This window comes from Micromonospora sp. DT63, assembly GCF_049841615.1.
Taxonomy (GTDB): Bacteria; Actinomycetota; Actinomycetes; order Mycobacteriales; family Micromonosporaceae; genus Micromonospora.
This window is the reverse complement of the sequence record NZ_JBNCKQ010000002.1, coordinates 558,403-578,451: the sequence shown is the minus strand read 5'-3', so window position 1 is coordinate 578,451 and position 20,049 is coordinate 558,403. Positions and strand designations below refer to the sequence as shown.

Here is a 20,049-nt window from a genome sequence, read left to right as displayed (position 1 = left end):
CAAGTAACCCACGGGAGCCCGGTGTACCGGGCTGAGAGGGGGGCTGACAGCCCCCGACCGTTGAACCTGATCCGGGTAATGCCGGCGCAGGGAGGAGCGTTGCCGTGCCGTCCCTTGGACGACTGCATCTCGTCACCGACACCCGACCCGGGCGCGACCCACTCACCGTGGTCCGGGCCGCCCTCGCGGCGGCCCGCGCCGACCTCGTCGTACAGGTCCGGGTGGAGGACTCCGCCACCGACCGCGAGGCGTACGACCTGGCGGGCCGGGTGCTGGCGCTCTGCGCGCCGTACGGGGCGACCTGCCTGGTCAACGACCGGCTGCACGTGGCGCTCGCGGTGGGCGCCGCCGGTGGGCACGTCGGGGCCGACGACCTGCCGGTCGCCGCCGCCCGGCACGTGCTCGGCCCGACCGGCGTGCTCGGGGCCACCGCCCGCGAGCCCCGGACCGCGATCGAGGCGGTCGTCGCCGGCGCCAACTACCTGGGCGTCGGCCCGTGCCACACCACCAGCACGAAGACCGGTCTGCCGGATCCCATCGGGCCCTCGGGCGTCCGCGACGTCGCCGACGCCGTCGACGTGCCGGTCATCGCGATCGGCGGGGTGACCGCCGACCGGGTGCCCGCGTTGCGGGCCGCCGGGGCGTACGGGGTGGCGGTGGTCGGTGCGCTCTCCGGCGCCGCCGACCCCGCGCGGGCGACCGTCGACCTGCTGCGGGCGCTGGCGTGACGCGCACCGATCTGGCGGTGGTCGGTGCGGGCCCGATCGGACTGGCCATCGCGTGGCGCTGCGCCGTCCGGGGATTGCGCGTCGAGGTGCACGACCCCGCCTCCGGGTCGGGGGCGTCGGCAGTCGCCGCCGGCATGCTCTCCCCGGTCGCCGAGGCGTACTTCGGTGAGCGGCAGCTGACCGAGCTGCTGGTGGCGTCCGCCGCCCGCTGGCCCGGGTTCGCCGCCGAGCTGACCGAGGCGAGCGGCACCGAGATCGGCTACCGGACCGAGGGCACCCTGATGGTCGGGCTGACCGGCGACGACCTGGCCGAGGCACGCCGGCTCTGGGCGTACCAACAGGGGTTGGGTCTGCCGGTGACGCCGCTGCGCCCGAGCGAGCTGCGCGACAGCGAACCGGCGCTGGCCCCGCGGGTGCGCGGCGGCGCGCTCGCGCCCACCGACCACCAGGTCGATCCCCGGCTGCTGGTGCCGGCGCTGCGCACGGCCGCGCGGCGGGCCGGCGCGGTGCTGGTGCCGCAGCCGGTCCGGCGGCTGTCCGACGTGGACGCGGGGGTCACCGTGGTCGCCGCCGGCTGCGGGGCCGCCGCGCTCACCGGCCTGCCCGTGCGGCCGGTGAAGGGCCAGATCCTCCGGCTGCGCGCGCCCGGCGGCGTCGCACCGGGCTTCCGGCACGTGATCCGGGGGTACGCCGACGGCGAGCACGTCTACCTGGTGCCCCGCGCCGACGGTGAGGTGGTCCTCGGCGCGACGGTCGAGGAGCGGTCGGACACGACCGTCACCGCCGGCGCCGTGCAGCGGCTGCTGCGCGCCGGGGTCGACCTGCTGCCCGAGTTGACCGAGTACGACCTGGTCGAGGCGGTCGCCGGCCTGCGGCCCGGAACACCTGACAACGCGCCGATCCTCGGGCCGCTGCCCGGCCGGCCCGCCGTCCTGGCCGCCACCGGGCACCACCGGCACGGCATCGTGCTCACCCCGATCACCGCCGAGACGATCGCCGACCTGGTGACCACCGGCGTACCCGACCCGCTGCTCGCGCCCTTCGGCGCGGACCGGTTCGCCGTCGCGTCGACAGGTACCGGCGACGCGGTGCGGGCCGGCGCGGGCGACAGGAGCGGACCTGGACGAACGACCGAGGAGGACCGGTGGAGTTGACGGTGAACGGGGCCGGACGCAGCGTCCCCGGCGGCGCGTCGGTGGCCGACCTGGTCCGCGACGTCGCCCCGCACCAGCGTGGCGTCGCGGTAGCGGTCAACGGCGAGGTGGTGCCCCGGGCCGGCTGGCCGGGCACGGTGCTGCGCGACGGCGACCGCGTCGAGGTGCTGACCGCGGCGCAGGGCGGGTGAGTCGGATGTCGTTCGAACTGGGTGGGGTGGCCTTCACGTCCCGGCTGATCCTCGGCACCGGCGGCGCCGCGAACCTGCACGTGCTGGAACAGGCGATCCGGGCGTCCGGCACGGAGCTGGTCACGCTGGCGCTGCGCCGGGTGGACACCGCCCCGGGCACCGCCGGAGGGCTGCTCGACCTGCTGGACCGGTGCGGGGTACGGCTGCTGCCGAACACCGCCGGCTGCCACACCGCCACCGAGGCGGTGAAGGTCGCCCGGCTGGCCCGCGACGCGTTCGACACCGACTGGGTCAAGCTGGAGGTGATCGGCGACGAGCGGACGCTGCTGCCCGACGGCGTGGAACTGCTCCGCGCCGCCGAGGAACTGGTCGCCGACGGCTTCACCGTGCTGCCGTACACCACTGACGACCCGGTGCTCGCCCGCCGCCTCGCCGACGTGGGCTGCGCCGCGGTGATGCCGGCCGGCTCCCCGATCGGTTCCGGGCTCGGCATCGGCAACCCGCACCACATCCGGCTGATCCGCCAGAGCGTGGACGTACCCGTGATCCTGGACGCCGGCATCGGCACGGCGTCCGACGCGGCCCTGGCCATGGAGCTGGGCTGCGACGCGGTCCTGCTGGCCAGCGCGGTGACCCGGGCCGCCGACCCGGTGGCGATGGCCACGGCGATGCGGTACGCGGTCGAGGCGGGCCGCCTGGCCGCCGGTGCGGGCCGCATCGCCCGCCGCTTCCACGCCCTCGCGTCCACTCCGGACGAGGGAAGACCGGACCTGTGACAGGCGTCCTGCCGTCGGGGGTCGTCCTGTTGACCGATCGGCTGGTCGCCAGGGGCGGTCTCGAACGGGTCGTGGCGGGGGCCGTCGCTCAGGGAGTGCGGTGGGTCGTACTGCGGGAGAAGGACCTACCCCGCGCCGAGCGCGCCGCTCTCGCGGTCGACCTGCGCGCGATCCTCGCCGACGCCGGCGGGACCCTCGTCGTGGCCGGCCCCGACCCGCTCGGCGGCGACGCCGTCCACCTGCCCGCCGCCGGCCCGTACCCGCCGCCGGCCCTGCCGCTGGTCGGCCGCTCCTGCCACAGCGTGCCCGAGCTGAACCGCCTGACCACCGAGCACTACGCCACCGTCTCCCCGGTCTGGCCCACCAGCACCAAACCCGGCTACGGCCCACCCCTGCAGGTGGATGGCCTGCGGAAGCTGATCGAGGCCAGCCCGGTGCCCGTCCTGGCCCTCGGGGGAGTGGAGACACCGGAACAGGTAACCGCCTGCGTCGAGGCCGGAGCCGCCGGAGTGGCAGTGCTGGGCGCACTGATGCGAGCAGAGGATCCCAGAGTGGCGGCTCAACTGCTGACCAGCGCTTTTCAAGAGGCGGTCACCCCTGAGCGGTTCATTGCGGGGGGGTTGGCACCATGTCCCCCCGGTTCTGTGTTGGGGCCCACGTTGCCCCCGCTGGTTTCAGGCGTGCCCGCCCGGAGTGGGCACGGTCGGCCGCAGCCCCAAACCGCAACCAAAGAGGCAACATGAACCCGACCACCACACTCACCATCGCCGGCTCCGACTCCGGCGGCGGCGCCGGCATCCAGGCCGACCTCAAGGTCTTCGCGGCGCTCGGGGCGTACGGCACCAGCGTCCTCACGGCGGTCACCGCGCAGAACACCCGAGGTGTCGACGCCGTCCTGCCGCTGCCGCCGCGCACGGTCGCGGAGCAGCTGGACAGCGTGCTCGCCGACTTCACCGTGGGCGCGGTCAAGACGGGAATGCTCGGCACACCCGCCGTCGCCGACGTCGTGGCCGAGGCCGCCCGGGACGGCCGGCTGCCGCAGCTCGTCGTCGATCCGGTGCTGGTCGCCACGAGCGGCCACCGGCTCGGCGTGGTGGGTGCGGTGGAGCGGCTGCTCCCGTACGCCCGGGTGGCGACGCCGAACTGCGCGGAGGCCGCGGCCATCACCGGAAGCGCAGTGGACGACCTGGCCGGGATGATCGTCGCCGCCCAGGCCCTCGCCGCCGGCGGCCCGGAGCACGTCGTCGTCACCGGCGGTGACCTGGGCGGAGACGAAGCGGTCGACGTGCTGCACGGGGGCGGCGTCACGACAGTGCTGCGTGGGCCACGGGTGGACACCCGGCACACCCACGGCACCGGGTGCTCGTTCTCGGCGGCGATCGCCGTGCGGCTCGCGCTGGGCGATCCGGTGCCGGCGGCGGTGGGGGCCGCCAAGGAGTACGTGCTCCGCGCGCTGACCGGCGCGCGGGGTTGGGAGCTGGGCGCGGGGCGCGGGCCGCTGGATCACTTCGGCTGGTCCGCCTGATCACCAGGGAGGTTGTCATGCAGGCACGAGGCAAGGTGTACGTCGAGGGGTCACGGCCGGATGTGCGGGTGCCGTTCGCCGAGGTGGCGCTGACCGGCGACCATCCGCCGGTGCGGCTCTACGACACGTCCGGCCCGGGATCCGACCCGGCGGTGGGGTTGCCCGCGTTGCGGGGCCCGTGGATCGCCGAGCGGGGTGACGTGGCGCCGGTACGAGGCGCGGGTACGCCGCTCGCCGGTGTGGACGGACGTCGTCCGACGCAGTTCGCGTACGCGCGGGCCGGTGTGGTGACGCCGGAGATGGAGTTCGTGGCGATCCGGGAGAACGTCGACCCGGAACTCGTACGGGCCGAGATCGCCGCCGGCCGGGCGGTGCTGCCGCTCAACGTCAACCACCCGGAGTGCGAGCCGGCGATCATCGGCAAGGCTTTCCTGGTCAAGGTGAACGCCAACATCGGTACGTCGGCGGTCAGCTCGTCGGTGGCCGAGGAGGTGGAGAAGCTGACCTGGGCCACCCGTTGGGGCGCCGACACCGTGATGGACCTGTCCACGGGTAAGCGGATCCACGAGACCCGGGAGGCGATCGTGCGGAACTCGCCGGTGCCGATCGGCACGGTGCCGATCTACCAGGCCCTGGAAAAGGTCGGCGGCGACCCGGTCAAGCTCAGCTGGGAGGTCTTCCGGGAGACCGTGATCGAGCAGGCCGAGCAGGGCGTCGACTACATGACTGTGCACGCCGGGGTGCTGCTGCCGTACGTGCCGCTGGCCGTTGACCGGGTCACCGGGATCGTCTCCCGGGGCGGTTCGATCATGGCGGCGTGGTGCCTGGCGCACCACGAGGAGAACTTCCTCTACACGAACTTCGCGGAGCTGTGCGCGATCCTCGCGCGCTACGACGTGACGTTCTCGCTCGGCGACGGGCTGCGGCCCGGCTCGATCGCGGACGCCAACGACGAGGCGCAGTTCGCCGAGCTGCGCACCCTCGGCGAGCTGACGAAAATCGCCTGGGAGCACGACGTGCAGGTGATGATCGAGGGCCCGGGCCACGTGCCCATGCACAAGATCAAGGAGAACGTGGACCTCCAGCAGGAGTGGTGCCACGAGGCGCCCTTCTACACGCTCGGCCCGCTGACCACCGACATCGCGCCCGCCTACGACCACATCACCTCGGCGATCGGCGCCGCGATGATCGGCATGTTCGGCACCGCCATGCTCTGCTACGTCACCCCGAAGGAGCACCTCGGCCTGCCCGACCGCGACGATGTGAAGGCGGGCGTGATCGCGTACAAGATCGCGGCCCACGCGGCGGACCTGGCCAAGGGGCACCCGGGCGCGCAGGCGTGGGACGACGCGCTGTCCAAGGCGCGGTTCGAGTTCCGCTGGGAGGACCAGTTCAACCTCTCGCTGGACCCGGAGACGGCGCGGTCGTACCACGACGCGACGCTGCCCGCCGAGCCCGCGAAGACGGCGCACTTCTGCTCGATGTGCGGCCCGAAGTTCTGCTCGATGAAGATCACGCAAGAGCTCAAGGAGTACGCGGCCCGCGGCATGAAGGACAAGTCGGCGGAGTTCGTCTCCGGCGGCGGGAAGGTCTATCTGCCGCTCGCCTGACCGGGCCGGCATGATCGACTCGGGTTCACTGACCTCGGGGTGTCCCAGCGCGGTGGACAGCCCGGATTCAGCGAACCCGAGTCGATCGGACGGGATCGGTGTCCCGAACTGTCGTCAGGCGGTTCAGTCGCGGTGGTGACGGCCGGTGGAGCGCAGCGAACGACGCCCGTTCTCCTGCTCCGGCTCGTTGTCCGCGATCGGCTTGCCGAGCCCGGCGACCCAGTCGACGAACTCCTCGTCCTGCGTGGCCAGCGGCTCCGCCGCATCCGCCGCGGACCGCTTCTCCTCGTCGGCCCGGACCCGGTTGCGGCGGAACAGGCCACCGAGCCGTCCCCGCCGGGAGGGCTGCTCCGCGTCGTCGGTGGAGGTCGACGCGGCCCGCCGGGCGTCGCCGTCCGGCCCGTCACTGCCGGCGCTGCCGGACGCGTCACTGCCGGACGCGCCGCCCTGCCCGGGTATGCCCGGGCCGGTCGACGGCAGCACGGCAGATCTCGCCGACGCGGGGGGCGTACCGGTAGCCTCGCCGGCCCGGCCACGCCTGCCGACGGCCCGCTCCGTCGTGCCGCCGCGCTCGTCCGTCGTGCCGCCGGGCTGGTCTGTCGCGCTGTTGGTCTGGCCCGTTGTGCTGGCGGCGCGGTCTGTCGGTAGGCCCCCGTCGAGCGTGGCGGCGGTCGGGCCGTCCTGCTCCGGCGTGCTGGCGGTCGGGCTGCCCTGGCCGGGGGCGCCGGCGCTCTGGTCGGCCGTGCTGGTGGTCCGGTCCGACGCGGCGGTGCGTCGAGTGGTGTTGAAGGCGTCCCAGGTGCTGGCGCGGCTCAGGTCCGGCAGCGGCGCCCGGTGCCGGAAGCGGGGCGTCCAGTCGGTCGACTCCTCCGCCGGGACGGGAGCATCCGAAGCGGACGGTTCGGGGTCGGCCGCCCCCGGTGCGGCGGTCCACGCCGAGGTGACCGGCCAGGCCGGTGCCGTCGGGGTCCACCGGTCGGCCTCCGGGCCGTCGACACTCGCCTCGCCGAACAACGAAGCGCCGCCGTCACCCTGCGCCGCGGACCGTTCGGCGCGACCCGTCGCGGACTCCTCAACGGGTGCGGGATCCCCAACCGGGGCGGTGGTGACCGTCGAATCGGTGCCGGCGGCCCGGTCGCGCCGGCTCTCTGCACCGGTCCCGTCGGTCTGCTCCCGCGAACCCTTGCCGCCGGTCAGACTCGCCTGGGCGGGCTCGATGTCGCCGGGCAGGGGAGCGTCCCGGTCGGGCCGGGGAGCGTCCTGGTCGGGCACGGGAGCAGCGTGGTCGACCGGCCCTGCGGAGTCGGTGCCGCTCACGTCGGTGGCCTTGCCGGACCGGGCCAGCCGCCTGGTACGCCCACCTGTCGACCCAGCGGCTGCCGCCGGGTCCTCGGCGGTCGTGCCCGGAGTGACCTCGGCCGGGGTGGACTTCGGCTTGCGCGTACGACGCGGCTTGGGTGCGGGTGCGTCGGCCGTGCCGTCGCCCGCGCTGCCCGCGCTCGGCGTGGCCGCGTTGCCCGCGCTCGGGGTTCCCGCGCTGCCCGCGCTCGGGGTTCCCGCGCTGCTCGCGCTCGGGGTTCCCGCGCTGCTCGCGCTCGGGGTTCCCGCGCTCGTCGTGGCTGCGTTGCCCGCGACCGTCGTGCCTGCGTCGTCTGCGCTCGGCGTGCCCGCGTTGCCGGCGACCGTCGTGCCTGCGCCGTCCGCGACCGGCGTGGCTGCGTTGCCCGCGCTCGGCGTGCCTGCGTCGTCCGCCCTCGGTGTGCCCGCGACCGGCGGGACCGCGGCCGGCGGGACCGCGACCGGCGGGACCGGGATGGCCGGGTCGCTGGTCGTCGTGTCGTCGCTGCTTCGCTCGTCCCCGGCGGTCGTGGCCGTCGTCGTCTTCCCGGTCGGGTCGTCGGCGTCCGCGCGGGGCGTCGGGCCGGCAGCCCCTGTGTCGCCGACCGCAGCGGTGGACGCCGGGACGGCGGGCATCGGGACGGCGGCGCCGATTGCGTCCCCGTCCCGGCTCGACGGGGTCGTCTGTCGCCCGGCGGTGAACTCGCCGGTCGGGTCGGTCAGCCACGAGGCGGGGGCCGGCGGGTTGGTCGCGCGGTCGTGCTGCCCGCCCGTGGGAGGCGCGTCCTGGTTCGGGGTGCCCGCCGTCGCCGCGTCCGGGGTGGTGTCGGCGTGCTGGCGGCGGCCAACCGGTCGGGGCGCCGGCCCCGGGGGCGTCGCGTCGGCGGGGACGGTGCCGTGCTGGCCGCTCGCCGTGGTCGCCGGCCAGTCCCAGTGGGCGGGGACGGTGCGTACGCCTGCGGTGTCGTCGGCGGCGCGCGGACCCGGACCGGTGGTCGCCAGGTCCCCACCGCTGGGGGTCGCGTCGTCGGCCGGACCCGTCGACCTCGCCGCTTCGGCGCCCGGCAGGGACGGGCCGGCGGGCAGCGGGCGCAGGATGTCGGTCGGCGCGATCGCCTGGGGATCGGCGGTACGGGCGCCGATGGGCCAGCGCAGCAGTGCCGCGGCCGCGGCACCGAGGGCGCCGGCGAGGATCGCGATCAGCGCGCCGTAGTAGGGGGTGGTCTGGTAGCGGTCCACCGCGTCGCCGGGGCCAGCGGTCAGGTACGCGAATGCCACAAGCACCGGACCGGCCACCCCGGTCGCCCCGCTCACCAGCGGAACCTGGCCGCGCCAGCGGGCCAACCCGGCGGTGGCGGCGCCCGCGAGCAGCGCAACCACTGGCAGCAGGAGCAGCGCCAGACGCTGCGCGGCGGCGTCGTTCAGCCAGTTCGGTTCGAGGACGCCGAGTCGGACCGTGGGCAGCGGGCCGGCCGTGCCGAGCGACGGCAGGACGGAGATCAGCGCCAGCAGCCAGACCGCCCCGGCCACGGCCGCCATGTTCCAGCCCAGTTCGGGTCGGAACAGCACGGCGACGGCCGCGCCCGCTCCGATGACCGCCCCGAGGATGGCGCAGATGCCGACCGCCCAGACCGGGTCCACCGAGATCAACTCGGCGGCTCGGGCGGGCTGCATGCAGAGCGGGGCCACGGCGGTGGCGCCGAGGGCGGCCGCGCCGCCGATGGCCAGTTGCCGGCCGGTGCTGGCCGCCGGGGTGTCCCGGCGGGCCAGACGACCGGTCAGGACGGCGCCGGCGACAGCGGCGTTCGCGGCGAACCAGCCCACCCAGACGAGCTGGGCGGGCCACTGGTTGACGGTCGTGCCGGTGAAGGCACCGGTGAGTCGGACGATGCCGAAGCCGTACGCGACGCCGAGCTGGCCGGCTCCGGCCAGCACGCTCACCCCGAGCGCCGTGAGCAGTAGTCTGCCCCAGGTCCGAAAGGCCATGTCCGGCACGTTACGCACCTGGTACACCGGATCGCCACCGGCACGCCGCGCGGCGCGGCGAGGCACGCCCGGCGGGTCTACTTGAGTTCGACCAGTCGGGCCAGGTATGTCGTGTCCCCGACATTGGTGAGCATGTGTACCGCACCCGGGTCCCGGTAGACGACCCCGCCGGTGGGCTCGTCGGCGTCGATCCGGGTGCCGTCGATGGTCTGTACGACGTTCTTCGCGCCCTGGATCGCCACCACCAGGTAGGGGTGGTCGTGCCGGTGCAGGGGCTGCCGCTCGCCCGGTTCGAGGCGGATGTGCCAGACCCGGACCCGGTCGTTCTCGTACACGACCTCCTGGCCCACCGGCCCGAGTTCGGTGCCGTCGGTCACGTCCGTCATCGTCCACCGTCCAGTTGGGGGAGCACCTCGGCGGCGATCAGCTCGAGGTGGTCGAGGTCGTCGAGGTCGGTCATGCGCAGGTGCACCCGGGTGGCGCCGATCTCGGCGAACTCGCCGATCCGCTGCACGAGCTGCGCGGGCGAGCCGACCACCGGGTCCTCCGGCGGCAGCGCGCTCTTCTCGTGCAGTGGCGCGGCCCGCCGGGCGGCCTCCGCGTCGGTGCGGCCGATGGCCACCACGATCCCGGCCGAGAGGACCAGCGGGGCCCGGCCGGCCTCGGCCCGACCCACGCGGTCGCACGCCTCCCGAACGCGGTCGTACGCCCCGGCGGTCTCGGCCACGGACTTGAACGGCATGTTGAACTCGTCGGCGTAGCGGGCCGCCAGTTCGGGGGTGCGCTTCGGGCCGCGCCCGCCCACGATGATCGGCGGGCCGGGCACCTGCACCGGTTTGGGCAGCGCGGGCGCGTCCACCAGCCGGTAGTGGTCGCCGGTGAAGCTGTACGTCTCGCCCACCGGGGTGGCCCACAGCCCGGTGATCACCTCAAGCTGCTCGGCGAGCCGGTCGAAGCGCTCGCCGACGGCCGGGAACGGGATGCCGTACGAGATGTGTTCGCGCTCGTACCAGCCGGCGCCGATGCCGAGGTCGACCCGACCGCCACTCATCTGGTCGACCTGGGCGACCAGCACGGCGAGAGGGCCGGGCAGCCGGAAGGTCGCCGACGTGACAAGGGTGCCGAGCCGGATCCGCTGGGTCTCGCGGGCCAGCGCGGCGAGGGTCAGCCAGGCGTCCGTCGGGCCGGGCAGGCCCGGGTCGGCGCCCATCGACTGGTAGTGGTCGGCGCGGAGGAAACCCTCGTAGCCGCCGGCCTCGACCAGCCGGGCGAACCGGAGCTGGGTGTCGTAGTCGGCGCCGCGGTGGGGCTCGGTGAAGACCGACACCCGCATGTTCATCGTCCCTCCACGCCGGCGGCGGCCGGCTGGTCGCGTTCCATCAACAGCTCGTGCAGGTCGGCGCTGACCCGGGCGACGTCGGCGAGATGGGCGTTGCGGCCCAGGGTGCGGGGTCGGGGGATGGCCACCTCGACCACCTTGCGGATCCGGCCGGGACGGGGGCTCAGCACCACCACCCGGTCGGCGAGCAGCACCGCCTCGTCGATCGAGTGGGTGACGAAGACGATGCTCGGCTTGTTCTCCATGTGCACGCGCTGGAGTTCGCCGGAGAGTTCCTCGCGGGTGAGCGCGTCGAGCGCGGAGAACGGCTCGTCCATCAGCATCACCCGGGGTTCGCCGATGAGCGACCGGCACAGCGACACCCGCTGCTGCATGCCACCGGAGAGTTCGTGCGGCAGCCGCTTCTCGAACCCGGAAAGCCCGGCCACGTCGAGCAGTTGCCGGGCCCGTTCGCGGTGCTTGGCGCGGCTCCAGCCGAAGATCTCCACCGGCAGCAGGACGTTGTCCAGCACGCTGCGCCACGGCAGGAGCGCCGGCTTCTGGAAGAGCATGGCGATGTCGCGGCGGGGCCGGGTGATCGGCGTACCGGCCACGGTGATCTCGCCGGAGGTGAGCGGGAGCAGCCCGGCGATCAGCCGCAGCAGGGTGGACTTCCCGCAGCCGGAGCGCCCGAGCACGGCCACGAACTCGCCCTCGGCCACGTCGAGGTCGATGCCGCGAAGGGCTTCGACCCGGCCGGCTCGGCCCTCGAAGGTACGCGACACCCCGGACAGTCGGATCATCTGCGGCGTACCTCCGCTGAGTGGACGGTCAGGAATCCGACAAAGGCTAGCTGCCCCGTTGACATCTCGCACCGTCCGGGGTGGTCGTCATGTTGTATCCGTTCCGCAACCCGATACGCCTGGCGTCGCAACTGTGGGTTTCTCGTACGCTGTGCCCGCGAAGAGTCCCCTCACGATGGCGGTGCCCGGCTTCTACCCCTCCCGCCGGTACCGTCGCGACAACCCCCTCCGGTGGCCTGCGGCCCCGGTCGGAAAGGACATGGTGCACTGATGAGAAGGCTGACCCGTACGGTCGCTGCGGCCGCGCTGGCCACCGCCCTTGCCCTTGTTTCCGCCTGCAGCAGCGGGTCGGACTCGTCCGACGACGCCAAGGGCGGCAAGGACGGAGAGCTGACGAAGGTGACGTACCTCACCTCCTTCGGCAACTTCGGCCGTGACTCCTACGCCTGGGTGGCGAAGGACAAGGGCTTCTTCAAGGAGGCCGGCTTCGACGTCGACATCAAGGCCGGTCAGGGCACCGGTGGCGTGATCCAGACCGTCGTCGGTGGCCAGGCGGACTTCGGACCGATCGACCTCACCGGTGGTCTGCTCCAGCTCGGCAACGGACAGGCCAAGGACTTCACGGCGGTGGCCGCGATCCAGCAGCGCACGATGGCCGGCATCGCCACCGTCGAGGGCAAGAACATCAACTCGCCCAAGGACCTGGAGGGCAAGAAGCTCGCCGACACCCCCGGCTCCGTGGTCCGCAACCTGTTCCCGACGTACGCCCGGCTCGCCGGTGTGGACGCCAGCAAGGTGACCTGGGTCAACGGTGAGGCCCAGGCGCTGATCGGCACCCTGGCCAGTGGGTCGGTGGACGGCATCGGCCAGTTCGTCGTCGGCCAGCCGACGATCGAGGCGGTGGCCAAGAAGAAGGCAGTCATGCTGCCGTACAGCAACGTGATGCAGGACCTCTACGGCAACGTGCTGATCACCTCCTCGAAGATCGCCAAGGAGAAGCCGGAGATGGTGAAGAAGTTCACCGCGGCGCTGCTCAAGGGCCTGGAGTACAGCCTGGCGAACTCCAAGGAGGCCGGCGAGATCCTGAAGAAGAACGTCGACGCCGCCAACCCGGCCGCCGCCGCCGCCGAGCTGGACCTGATGGCCGCGTACGTGCGTTCCGGCAACTCCGGCACCGCGATCGGCACGTTGGACAGCGGCCGGGTCGCGAAGAGCATCGCGATCCTGCAGGGCGCGGGCGCGCTCAAGCAGAACATCACCCCCGAGCAGATCATCGACTTCAGCCTCGCGCCGAAGGCCTGATCGTCCGGTCGTCACCAGGGGGTACGTCCCACCGGATCCGGTGGGACGTACCCCCGTCGCTCGTCGGTCCCCGCGGCCGGCGAATTACGAGGAGGACAAGATGACCGACGTCCGCTCAGCCGAGTCGGCGGTGACGGTGCCCCCACCCCCGGGCACCGGACCGGAGGCACGTCGGGCGGGTCGGGGCGCCGGCCTGCGCGCGGGGACCGGGGCGGCGCTGCTGCCCGCGGCCGGTCTCGTGGTCGCCCTGGCCGCCTGGTGGCTGATCGCCCGGCTGGAACTGGTCCACCCGGCCGCCCTGCCGCCGCCGGGGGACGTGCTCAGCGCGTTCGTCGACAAGCCCGCCCAGATGCTGGAGCACACCGGGACCACCCTGCTGGAGATCCTGATCGGCTTCGTCCTGTCAGCCGCCGCGGGTGTCCTGATCGGACTGTCCCTGGCCAGCTCGCACACTGTCGAGCGGATGTTCACCCCGCTGCTGGTCGCGGTGAACGCCGTGCCGAAGATCACCCTCGGGCCACTGCTGGTGGTGGCGCTGGGCTGGGGCCAGAAGCCGATCCTGACCATGGTGTTCCTGCTCTGCTTCTTCCCCATCGTGCTGTCCACCGCGACGGGGTTGACCACCACGCCGGCCGACCTCGCCGAGCTGGTGCGGTCGTGGAACGCCTCCCGCTGGCAGGCGTTCCGCAAGGTGCGGTTCCCGGCGGCGCTGCCACAGATCTTCGTCGGGCTCAAGGTGGCCATGCCGCTGGCGGCCATCGGCGCGGTGATCGGTGAGTTCCAGGCCGGGGAGAGCGGCCTGGGCTACGTGATCACCCAGTACGCAGGCGTCGGCGACACCGCCACCGCCTGGGCGGCGATCATGTTGGTGGCGCTGGTCAGCATCCTGCTCTACTCCGCGCTCGTGCTCATCGAGCGGTTCGCGCTGCCCTGGGTACGGGAAACCACCAGCAGCCGCTGACCCCAAAAGGCAAGACAAGACCAACAAGGAAACACGAAGGGCCGGCCCCGACAAGGAGGCCGGCCCTTTGCAGTAACCGTGACGCGGGAGGGTTGTGGCCTACCGTGCCCGGCGGAGGGATCAAGCCTGACCGCCCGGAGCCGGGGACGGTAGGCCACAACCCCAACGCCGAGCACGATGCACCAGGCACCGGCGGGCCCGAGCGTTACCCCGCCAGACGCCAGCGCCCGTTGCGGGCGACAAGCGTGGTGAGCGCCTGCGGCATGAGGCCGGAGTGGTTGTCGGGCGTCATGCGGATCGGGCCGGAGAGGCCGTCGATCTGGGACGTCTCCAGCACGTCGCGGATGCCGTCCCGGTCGACCTTTCCGGCCGGGCCGCCGGCCCGCAGTTCGGCGTCGGCGATCAGTTGGATCGCGTCGGCGGCGAAGGACGAGGACCCGTTGTAGCCGCCGAAGCGGGCCGTGTAGTCCTGGAACCACTGCCGCCGGGCCGCCTTCGCCGGAGTGGTGGCGATCACGTCGTCGATCACCATGGTCTGGGTGAAGATCAGCGTGGCCCGCTCGGTGGCTCGGGCCGCAGTGCCGAGGAAGAGATCGCCGGCCGCTCCCGCGTCGAAGAACAGCGACCCCCGGAACGCGGCCTGTTGGGCGCTTGTCGCGGCCAGCGCGGCCTGCTCCGGCGGGGTCCAGACGACAAGTGCGTCGGGCTTGAGCTTGGTGAGCTTGGTGACCTGCTGGCCGACCTCGGTGTCGGTGGTCTTCACCGACTCCTCACCGGCCACCTTGATGCTGGCCTTGGTCAGTTCGCGGCGTAGCGCGAGCACGCCCTCCCGGCCGTAGTCGTCGTTGCTGGCGAGCAGGCCCACCTTGCGGACGTTCTTGCGCCGCAGTTCGGTGGTGAGCGCCGCGGCGCTGTCCGCCGCGTTCGGACCGAGTTTGAACACGTAGCGCCGCTCGGCGACCGGGCTGGCGATCGCTCCGGAAGCGGCGAGCGCAATGGTGGGAATCCGCTTGTCGTTGATGACGCCGACCGCGCCGACCGCGCATTCGTTACAGCCGCCCATGACGATGGCGCTGACTTGGGAATCACTGCTGAAGTCGGCGATGTTGCGCAGTGACTCGGCGGCGTCGGAACGGTTGTCCTTGACCTTCAGATCGATCTTCCGGCCGTTGAGTGCTCCGGAGGAGTTCAACTGCTCGACCTTGAGTTTCAGGGCCCGCTGGTATGTCTGACCGATCGGGGCCGCAGCCCCGGAGAGTTCGAGATCGGCAGCGATCACGATCGGACTCGTGTCCTGCTCCGTTCCACCGAACTGGCAGCCGGTGAGCGTGGTGGCCACTACGGCCGATGCGAGCGCCGCGATGGTCGCGGAGCGGATGGGGCTCAACTCAGTCCTCCAGGTGCGGGCGCGGGCGCTGCCCGGTCACCGCCGCTAATCCGTCCTCAGTGGAGGACGGGATCTCCTCTGCCGTACGGTGTGCGCGAAGCCTGCAAAACCTTGCCAATGGCCGGCGCTGTGGTCAAGCGCGGACCCCGGTTGCATTTTCGGGACGGCCATCCCACATGCTGGGGTAACGCAATGTTTGCAAAAGCTCACTTTGCATACACGCGTGACCACTCTGGAGTTACATGCCCTGTTCAGGGGCTTGCGGAAATGAAGGTATCAGTTGACCGGATCACGGGTTCCGCGCCGTCCGACCGTTTCCTGCCTCACTGCGGCTTCCCAAACACGATCTTCTCTGATGAAATCGCGGCCGTGCCGCGCGTGGTCCCCTCCGCCCACGGCACGGTTCGGCGGGCCAGGCGGGGAAGAAACGACGGAGGCGATGTCGTGAGCACCGGACCGACGACCCTGCCCGCGCTCGGCGAGAATGCTCGTCGTACGCGCCGGCGCCTACCGAGGCTGCGGGACGCCCGGATCCGGTCCAAGCTGGCGCTGATTCTGGTCGTTCCGGTGGCCGCCGTCATCGCGCTGGCCACCGTCCGGCTCATCTCGGTGGGCGAGGGCGCCTACGACGCCACCCGAGCCCGGTCCCTCACCGCGCTCTCCATCGACGTCAGCGCGCTCACCCAGGATCTCCAGGCCGAGCGGATGGCCGCCGCGGCCTACCTGGCCGCTCCCCGACAGTCCGCCGACGCGTACAACCTGCGGGTGCGCGAGACGCAGCAGCGCGTGGACCAGTACAACGCCGAGCGGGGCCGCATCGGCGACGTGCCGGCGGCGCTGCGGGACCGGCTGGCGGCTATCGACGACCACCTGTCCACCCTGGACGGCACCCGCCAGGAGGTGCTGGACCGCCGGCAGGATGACGCCATGGCGGTCGCCGAGGCGGTGCTGCGCTACGGCGTCATCCTCACCGACCTGGTCGCCTACGGCGACGGGCTGGCCCAGCTGCCCGGCGAGGAGAGCCTGTCGGACAGCCGCCGTGCGGTCGCCGCGTTCGCCCGCGCCAAGGCGGCCGTCGCCGAGGAGGAGGCGGTCGCCTTCACGGCGCTGACCGCCGGCCAGCTCGACCCGGAGCAGTTCTCCTCCTTCGTGGCCACGCTGACCAGCCAGCAGGAGTCCCTGGTCGCCTTCTCGCTCGCCGCTGATCCGGTGCAGCGGGCCCTCGTCGACAGCACCGTCTCCGGCGACGCCGTCGGCCTCTCCGACCGGGTCGCCACGGACATCACCCGCTCCGTCGGGCAGCGCCCGCTGGTCAGCGCTCAGGACGCCACCGCCGCCATCGGCGCGGTCAACGACCTGATGCGCTGGGCCGAGGTTCAACTGCAGAACCGGCTGCTCGACCAGGCCGACCAGGCGCGTTCGGACGTCATCCGGCAGGCCGTGGTCGAGTCGATCCTGGTGCTGCTCACCCTGATCATCGCGGTGTCGCTGGCCGTGGTGCTGGCCCGGTCGCTGAACCACTCGCTGCGCCGACTGCGCGAGGGCGCGCTCTCGGTGGCCAACCACGACCTGCCGGACGCCGTGCAGCGCCTGCAGAACATGGGCAGCGTGGGCGACGGTGGCGTGGACGAGATCGTCCGTCAGGTCCGCGACCCGATCCAGCTGAACAGCCGGGACGAGGTCGGTCAGGTGGCGTTGGCCTTCAACGTCGTCCACCGGGAAGCGGTGCGGGTCGCCGCCGAGCAGGCAGCACTGCGCACCAGCGTCTCGGCGATGTTCCTCAACCTGGCCCGCCGCAGTCAGACCCTGGTCGACCGGATGATCGGCGAGCTGGACGCGATCGAGCGCGGCGAGGAGGACCCGAAGCGGCTGGCCCAGCTCTTCGAGTTGGACCACCTGGCCACCCGAATGCGCCGCAACGACGAGAACCTGCTGGTCCTCGCCGGCGCCGACTCGGCCGTACCGCGCCGCGACGACGCGCTGGTCGTGGACGTGCTGCGCGCCGCGCAGTCCGAGGTGGAGCTCTACAACCGCATCGAGTTCGGCACCGTCGACACCGACATCTCGGTTGCCGCGCACGCCGTCAACGACGTCGTACGCCTCGTCGCCGAGCTGCTGGACAACGCCACCCGGTTCTCGCCGCCGAACACGACCGTCGTCGCCGACGGTCGCCGCATCCGCGACTACGTCCTGATCCAGATCGAGGACCGCGGGCTCGGCCTCACCGACGAGCAGCTCGACTCGCTCAACCGCCGGCTGGCCGCCCCGCCGAGCGTGGACGTCGCCGCGTTCCGGCTGATGGGTCTGGCAGTGGTGAGCCGGCTCGCCTCCCGCTACGGCATCCGGGTGGAGCTGCGCCGCAACGTGGAGGGCGGCACCGTCGCCCAGGTGACGCTGCCCGCCGCCACCGTGGTCCTGCCGAGCAACCGGGGCCGCGAGCAGGTGCTCACCCGTCCGCGCCAGCCGATGGCTGTCGAGCAGACGCCGCTCACCCCGGTCAACCACGCCGAGTCGTACGCCGGGGCCAGCACCGCGGCGGCGACGCTGCCCGACCAGTGGCGGACCAGCGCCCCGACGCCCGAGCAGTGGCAGTCTCCGGTCGACGCGCGGGACACCGCCCCGGCCGTGCAGGCCGGCGGCTACACCGGGGCCCGCCCAACGGTGCCGCCCGCCACCGCGCCGGCCACCCCGGTCCCGCCCGCCCGGCCGGCGTACAGCAACGGTGGGGGCACCTCGGTGGGCAGCCCGACCGTGGCGTACCCGACCATCGGCGCGCTGCCCCGACGCGGCTCGACGGCCGACACCACTGACGCTCGGAGCGCGCCGGGGCTGCCCGTCGGGCCGGTCGCCGGTCCCGGAGCGGTCGCCCCGCCCGCGACGCCGGCCCCGCCCGTGCAGCCCGCCGCGCCGGCCACGCCGCCGGCGCCCTCCGCACCGGTCAGCACCCGGCCGGAGTTCCCGGCCGAGGCGCCGATCTTCCGGGAGATGGAGGCGGTCTGGTTCCGGTCGCACGGCGACGACGCCACCGCGATCTTCACCCGGCCCCAGTTCGACACCCCGCCCGCGCCCGCCGACGCCGGCCCGCGGGCGGCCAACGGCGGTCAAGCGGCCACCGCGTCGGCGCCGGCGGCCGCGCCGGCCCGACCGCCACTGCCCACCCGCACCCCGGGCAGTTCCGAGGGCACGGGAGCGCAGAGCGTGGGAAGCATGGACGGATTCGGTGGTGCGAGCACCGGTCGTGGCGGTGCGAGCACCGGCGGTCGTGGGGCCTCGACGCCGAAACCGCCGCCGTCGTACACCCCGCCGCCGGCCGCCCGGACGGCGCCGGCAGCGGCCCCGGCCCCCGCTGCCCCGCCGAGCACGCCCCCGCCGGCCACGGACCCGGACGCCTGGCGGACGGCGGCCGACGAGGGCTGGTCGCTGGCCAGCCGGGCCGCCGAGCCGGCCGCCGCCGGCACCACCCGCTCGGGTCTGCCCAAGCGGGTGCCGCAGGCGCAGCTCGTGCCGGGTGGCATCGAACCGAAGGGTGGCCGGGACCGCAGCCGGCGGACCCCCGATGAAGTACGCGGCCTGTTGTCGGCCTACCACCGCGGCGTGCAGCGTGGTCGGACGGCCGGCACGGACCTGAACAGCACCTCGACCAAGGAGAGCCGATGAACAGGCCAGCTGCCATGCAGGACATGGGTTGGCTGCTCACCAACTTCGCCGACAGCGTGGCGGGTATCGCCCACGTGGTGGCGGTGTCCGCCGACGGGCTGCTGCTCGCGTCCTCCCGGGACCTGCCGGGGGACCGGGCGGACCAGCTCGCCGCGATCACCTCCGGCGTGGTGAGCCTGACCGAGGGCGCGGCCCGGATGTTCAGCGCGGGCGGGGTGTTGCAGACAGTCATCGAGATGGACAGCGGATACCTCTTCCTCATGTCGATCAGCGACGGCTCGTCGATGGCCGTGCTGGCCGCGCGGAGCTGCGACGTGGGCCAGGTGGGCTACGAGATGGCACTGCTGGTGGAGCGGGTCGGCGCCGCGCTGGTGCCGCTGCCGAGGGACGCGGTGCGTTCGTAGCGCCGGAAGACCCGGCGCGGACCGCGCGCCGGAACAGGGATGGGAGGCGGTGTGGGCCGGCTCCGCTGGGGACGAGGAGGTGATCGTGGATGGACCAACGGCGCGCTGACCCGCGCGGCGCTCTGGTGCGTCCGTACGCGGTCACCCGTGGTCGTACCGAGCCCCGGCAGGACATCGCCCTGGAGGCGGTCCTCACGGCCTCTCCCACCCAGGTTGCCGAGTCCCGTTTCGCGGGGCACGACAAGCACCGCATCGCCACGGTCTGCGAGGGCCGTGCACAGTCGCTGGCGGAGATCGCCGCGTACACCCGGATGCCGCTGGGCGTCGCCCGGGTGCTGGTCGCCGACATGGTGGCCGAGAGCCTGCTGACGTTACACACTGCTGCTCCCGCCGAGGGGTTCGAGGAGCGGATGGAACTGCTTGGAAGGGTGCTAAGTGGACTTCGCAGGCTATGACCCCGCTGGGGGGCGGCCGAGCCGGGGAATCGTCTCCGCGAAGATCGTCGTCGCGGGCGGCTTCGGCGTCGGTAAGACGACCCTGGTCGGCTCGATCTCCGAGATCACGCCGCTGACGACCGAGGCGGTGATGACCGCCGCGGGTGTCGGTATCGACGATCCGTCCAAGGTGCCGGGCAAGGAGACCACCACGGTCGCCATGGACTTCGGCCGGATCACCATGGCCCAGGACCTGATCCTGTACCTGTTCGGTACACCGGGTCAGACCCGTTTCTGGTTCATGTGGGACGAGATCATCCGAGGTGCGGTGGGTGCCGCCGTCCTGGTGGACACCCGCCGGATCACCGACGCGTTCGCCCCGCTGGACTACTTCGAGATGCCGTACGTGGTGGCGCTCAACAACTTCGACGGCGCTCCCCAGTACGAGTTGGAGGAGATCCGCGAGGCGCTGGCC

At 73.0% G+C, this 20,049-nt stretch carries 19 protein-coding genes and 1 riboswitch; of the genes, 14 read left to right on the top strand and 5 right to left on the bottom strand.

The annotated features are described in order from the left end of the window. Window positions 1–110: riboswitch (TPP riboswitch) on the top strand. From thiE to thiC, 7 genes are all read left to right on the top strand, one after another. Next, on the top strand, window positions 105–728 hold the full coding sequence (gene thiE / locus ACLQ27_RS09450) for a thiamine phosphate synthase (protein ID WP_357494474.1): 624 nt from the start codon (window positions 105–107) through the stop codon (window positions 726–728). Its footprint overlaps the riboswitch before it by 6 nt. After that, window positions 725–1,882: a glycine oxidase ThiO gene (gene thiO / locus ACLQ27_RS09445; RefSeq protein ID WP_357494472.1), complete on the top strand. Its 1,158-nt coding sequence runs from the start codon at window positions 725–727 to the stop codon at window positions 1,880–1,882. The genes thiE and thiO overlap by 4 nt, the downstream gene beginning before the upstream one ends. Beyond that, on the top strand, window positions 1,873–2,073 hold the full coding sequence (gene thiS, locus ACLQ27_RS09440) for a sulfur carrier protein ThiS (protein ID WP_234583421.1): 201 nt from the start codon (window positions 1,873–1,875) through the stop codon (window positions 2,071–2,073). Before thiO ends, thiS begins: the two co-directional genes overlap by 10 nt. After that, window positions 2,070–2,849, top strand: coding sequence for a thiazole synthase (locus ACLQ27_RS09435; protein WP_357574585.1), 780 nt, complete (start codon window positions 2,070–2,072; stop codon window positions 2,847–2,849). The genes thiS and ACLQ27_RS09435 overlap by 4 nt, the downstream gene beginning before the upstream one ends. Beyond that, on the top strand, window positions 2,846–3,592 hold the full coding sequence (locus tag ACLQ27_RS09430; protein WP_425866366.1) for a thiamine phosphate synthase: 747 nt from the start codon (window positions 2,846–2,848) through the stop codon (window positions 3,590–3,592). The genes ACLQ27_RS09435 and ACLQ27_RS09430 overlap by 4 nt, the downstream gene beginning before the upstream one ends. Continuing rightward, on the top strand, window positions 3,589–4,374 hold the full coding sequence (thiD, locus tag ACLQ27_RS09425; protein ID WP_357574587.1) for a bifunctional hydroxymethylpyrimidine kinase/phosphomethylpyrimidine kinase: 786 nt from the start codon (window positions 3,589–3,591) through the stop codon (window positions 4,372–4,374). Before ACLQ27_RS09430 ends, thiD begins: the two co-directional genes overlap by 4 nt. Window positions 4,375–4,391: 17 nt before the next feature. Continuing rightward, on the top strand, window positions 4,392–5,984 hold the full coding sequence (gene thiC / locus ACLQ27_RS09420; RefSeq protein ID WP_234583417.1) for a phosphomethylpyrimidine synthase ThiC: 1,593 nt from the start codon (window positions 4,392–4,394) through the stop codon (window positions 5,982–5,984). Window positions 5,985–6,107: 123 nt separating this feature from the next. Here the strand turns inward: thiC and ACLQ27_RS09415 are convergent, their stop codons facing one another. The 4 genes from ACLQ27_RS09415 to ACLQ27_RS09400 all read right to left on the bottom strand — a co-directional run bounded on the left by ACLQ27_RS09415 (window position 6,108) and on the right by ACLQ27_RS09400 (window position 11,429). Next, a complete protein-coding gene (locus ACLQ27_RS09415; protein ID WP_425866364.1) occupies window positions 6,108–9,308 on the bottom strand; it encodes a hypothetical protein in 3,201 nt (1,066 codons plus the stop codon). A 77-nt stretch (window positions 9,309–9,385) separates the two neighbouring features. Continuing rightward, window positions 9,386–9,694, bottom strand: a complete 309-nt coding sequence (locus ACLQ27_RS09410) for a cupin (RefSeq protein ID WP_357574590.1) — start codon at window positions 9,692–9,694, stop codon at window positions 9,386–9,388. Beyond that, window positions 9,691–10,641, bottom strand: a complete 951-nt coding sequence (locus ACLQ27_RS09405; RefSeq protein WP_234583477.1) for an LLM class F420-dependent oxidoreductase — start codon at window positions 10,639–10,641, stop codon at window positions 9,691–9,693. The genes ACLQ27_RS09410 and ACLQ27_RS09405 overlap by 4 nt, the downstream gene beginning before the upstream one ends. Before the next feature lie 2 nt (window positions 10,642–10,643). Then, window positions 10,644–11,429, bottom strand: a complete 786-nt coding sequence (locus ACLQ27_RS09400; RefSeq protein WP_425866362.1) for an ABC transporter ATP-binding protein — start codon at window positions 11,427–11,429, stop codon at window positions 10,644–10,646. Window positions 11,430–11,699: 270 nt separating this feature from the next. Here ACLQ27_RS09400 and ACLQ27_RS09395 point away from each other — a divergent pair, with 270 nt between their 5' ends. Then, complete coding sequence (locus ACLQ27_RS09395) at window positions 11,700–12,731, top strand: ABC transporter substrate-binding protein (protein ID WP_234583413.1); 1,032 nt, start codon at window positions 11,700–11,702, stop codon at window positions 12,729–12,731. A 100-nt stretch (window positions 12,732–12,831) separates the two neighbouring features. Next, window positions 12,832–13,692, top strand: coding sequence for an ABC transporter permease (locus tag ACLQ27_RS09390; protein WP_357494461.1), 861 nt, complete (start codon window positions 12,832–12,834; stop codon window positions 13,690–13,692). Window positions 13,693–13,897: 205 nt separating this feature from the next. Here ACLQ27_RS09390 and ACLQ27_RS09385 read toward each other — a convergent pair whose 3' ends face one another. Next, complete coding sequence (locus tag ACLQ27_RS09385) at window positions 13,898–15,031, bottom strand: ABC transporter substrate-binding protein (protein WP_357494954.1); 1,134 nt, start codon at window positions 15,029–15,031, stop codon at window positions 13,898–13,900. On the opposite strand from ACLQ27_RS09385, the gene ACLQ27_RS09380 reads away from it, so the two are divergent. From ACLQ27_RS09380 to ACLQ27_RS09360, 5 genes are all read left to right on the top strand, one after another. Continuing rightward, a complete protein-coding gene (locus ACLQ27_RS09380) occupies window positions 14,982–15,128 on the top strand; it encodes a hypothetical protein (protein WP_357494986.1) in 147 nt (48 codons plus the stop codon). The genes ACLQ27_RS09385 and ACLQ27_RS09380 overlap by 50 nt on opposite strands. 395 nt (window positions 15,129–15,523) lie before the next feature. Continuing rightward, a complete protein-coding gene (locus ACLQ27_RS09375; RefSeq protein ID WP_357494459.1) occupies window positions 15,524–18,736 on the top strand; it encodes a sensor histidine kinase in 3,213 nt (1,070 codons plus the stop codon). Further along, on the top strand, window positions 18,733–19,140 hold the full coding sequence (locus ACLQ27_RS09370; protein WP_007465177.1) for a roadblock/LC7 domain-containing protein: 408 nt from the start codon (window positions 18,733–18,735) through the stop codon (window positions 19,138–19,140). The genes ACLQ27_RS09375 and ACLQ27_RS09370 overlap by 4 nt, the downstream gene beginning before the upstream one ends. Window positions 19,141–19,229: 89 nt before the next feature. Further along, entirely contained in the window at window positions 19,230–19,595 is a 366-nt protein-coding gene (locus tag ACLQ27_RS09365) for a DUF742 domain-containing protein (protein WP_007465174.1), read from the top strand. Continuing rightward, window positions 19,576–20,049, top strand: a 474-nt coding sequence (locus ACLQ27_RS09360) for a GTP-binding protein (protein ID WP_425866359.1), incomplete at its 3' end; no start/stop codon positions are given. The genes ACLQ27_RS09365 and ACLQ27_RS09360, both read left to right, overlap by 20 nt.

Bases quoted from the DNA above. Each gene is read 5' to 3' on its own strand.
- ACLQ27_RS09365 (WP_007465174.1), top strand. From the start codon at position 19,230: ATGGACCAACGGCGCGCTGACCCGCGCGGCGCTCTGGTGCGTCCGTAC.
- ACLQ27_RS09395 (WP_234583413.1), top strand. From the start codon at position 11,700: ATGAGAAGGCTGACCCGTACGGTCGCTGCGGCCGCGCTGGCCACCGCC.
- ACLQ27_RS09410 (WP_357574590.1), bottom strand. From the start codon at position 9,694: ATGACGGACGTGACCGACGGCACCGAACTCGGGCCGGTGGGCCAGGAG.
- ACLQ27_RS09415 (WP_425866364.1), bottom strand. From the start codon at position 9,308: ATGGCCTTTCGGACCTGGGGCAGACTACTGCTCACGGCGCTCGGGGTG.
- thiD (WP_357574587.1), top strand. From the start codon at position 3,589: ATGAACCCGACCACCACACTCACCATCGCCGGCTCCGACTCCGGCGGC.
- ACLQ27_RS09370 (WP_007465177.1), top strand. From the start codon at position 18,733: ATGAACAGGCCAGCTGCCATGCAGGACATGGGTTGGCTGCTCACCAAC.
- thiC (WP_234583417.1), top strand. From the start codon at position 4,392: ATGCAGGCACGAGGCAAGGTGTACGTCGAGGGGTCACGGCCGGATGTG.
- ACLQ27_RS09405 (WP_234583477.1), bottom strand. From the start codon at position 10,641: ATGCGGGTGTCGGTCTTCACCGAGCCCCACCGCGGCGCCGACTACGAC.
- ACLQ27_RS09400 (WP_425866362.1), bottom strand. From the start codon at position 11,429: ATGATCCGACTGTCCGGGGTGTCGCGTACCTTCGAGGGCCGAGCCGGC.
- ACLQ27_RS09390 (WP_357494461.1), top strand. From the start codon at position 12,832: ATGACCGACGTCCGCTCAGCCGAGTCGGCGGTGACGGTGCCCCCACCC.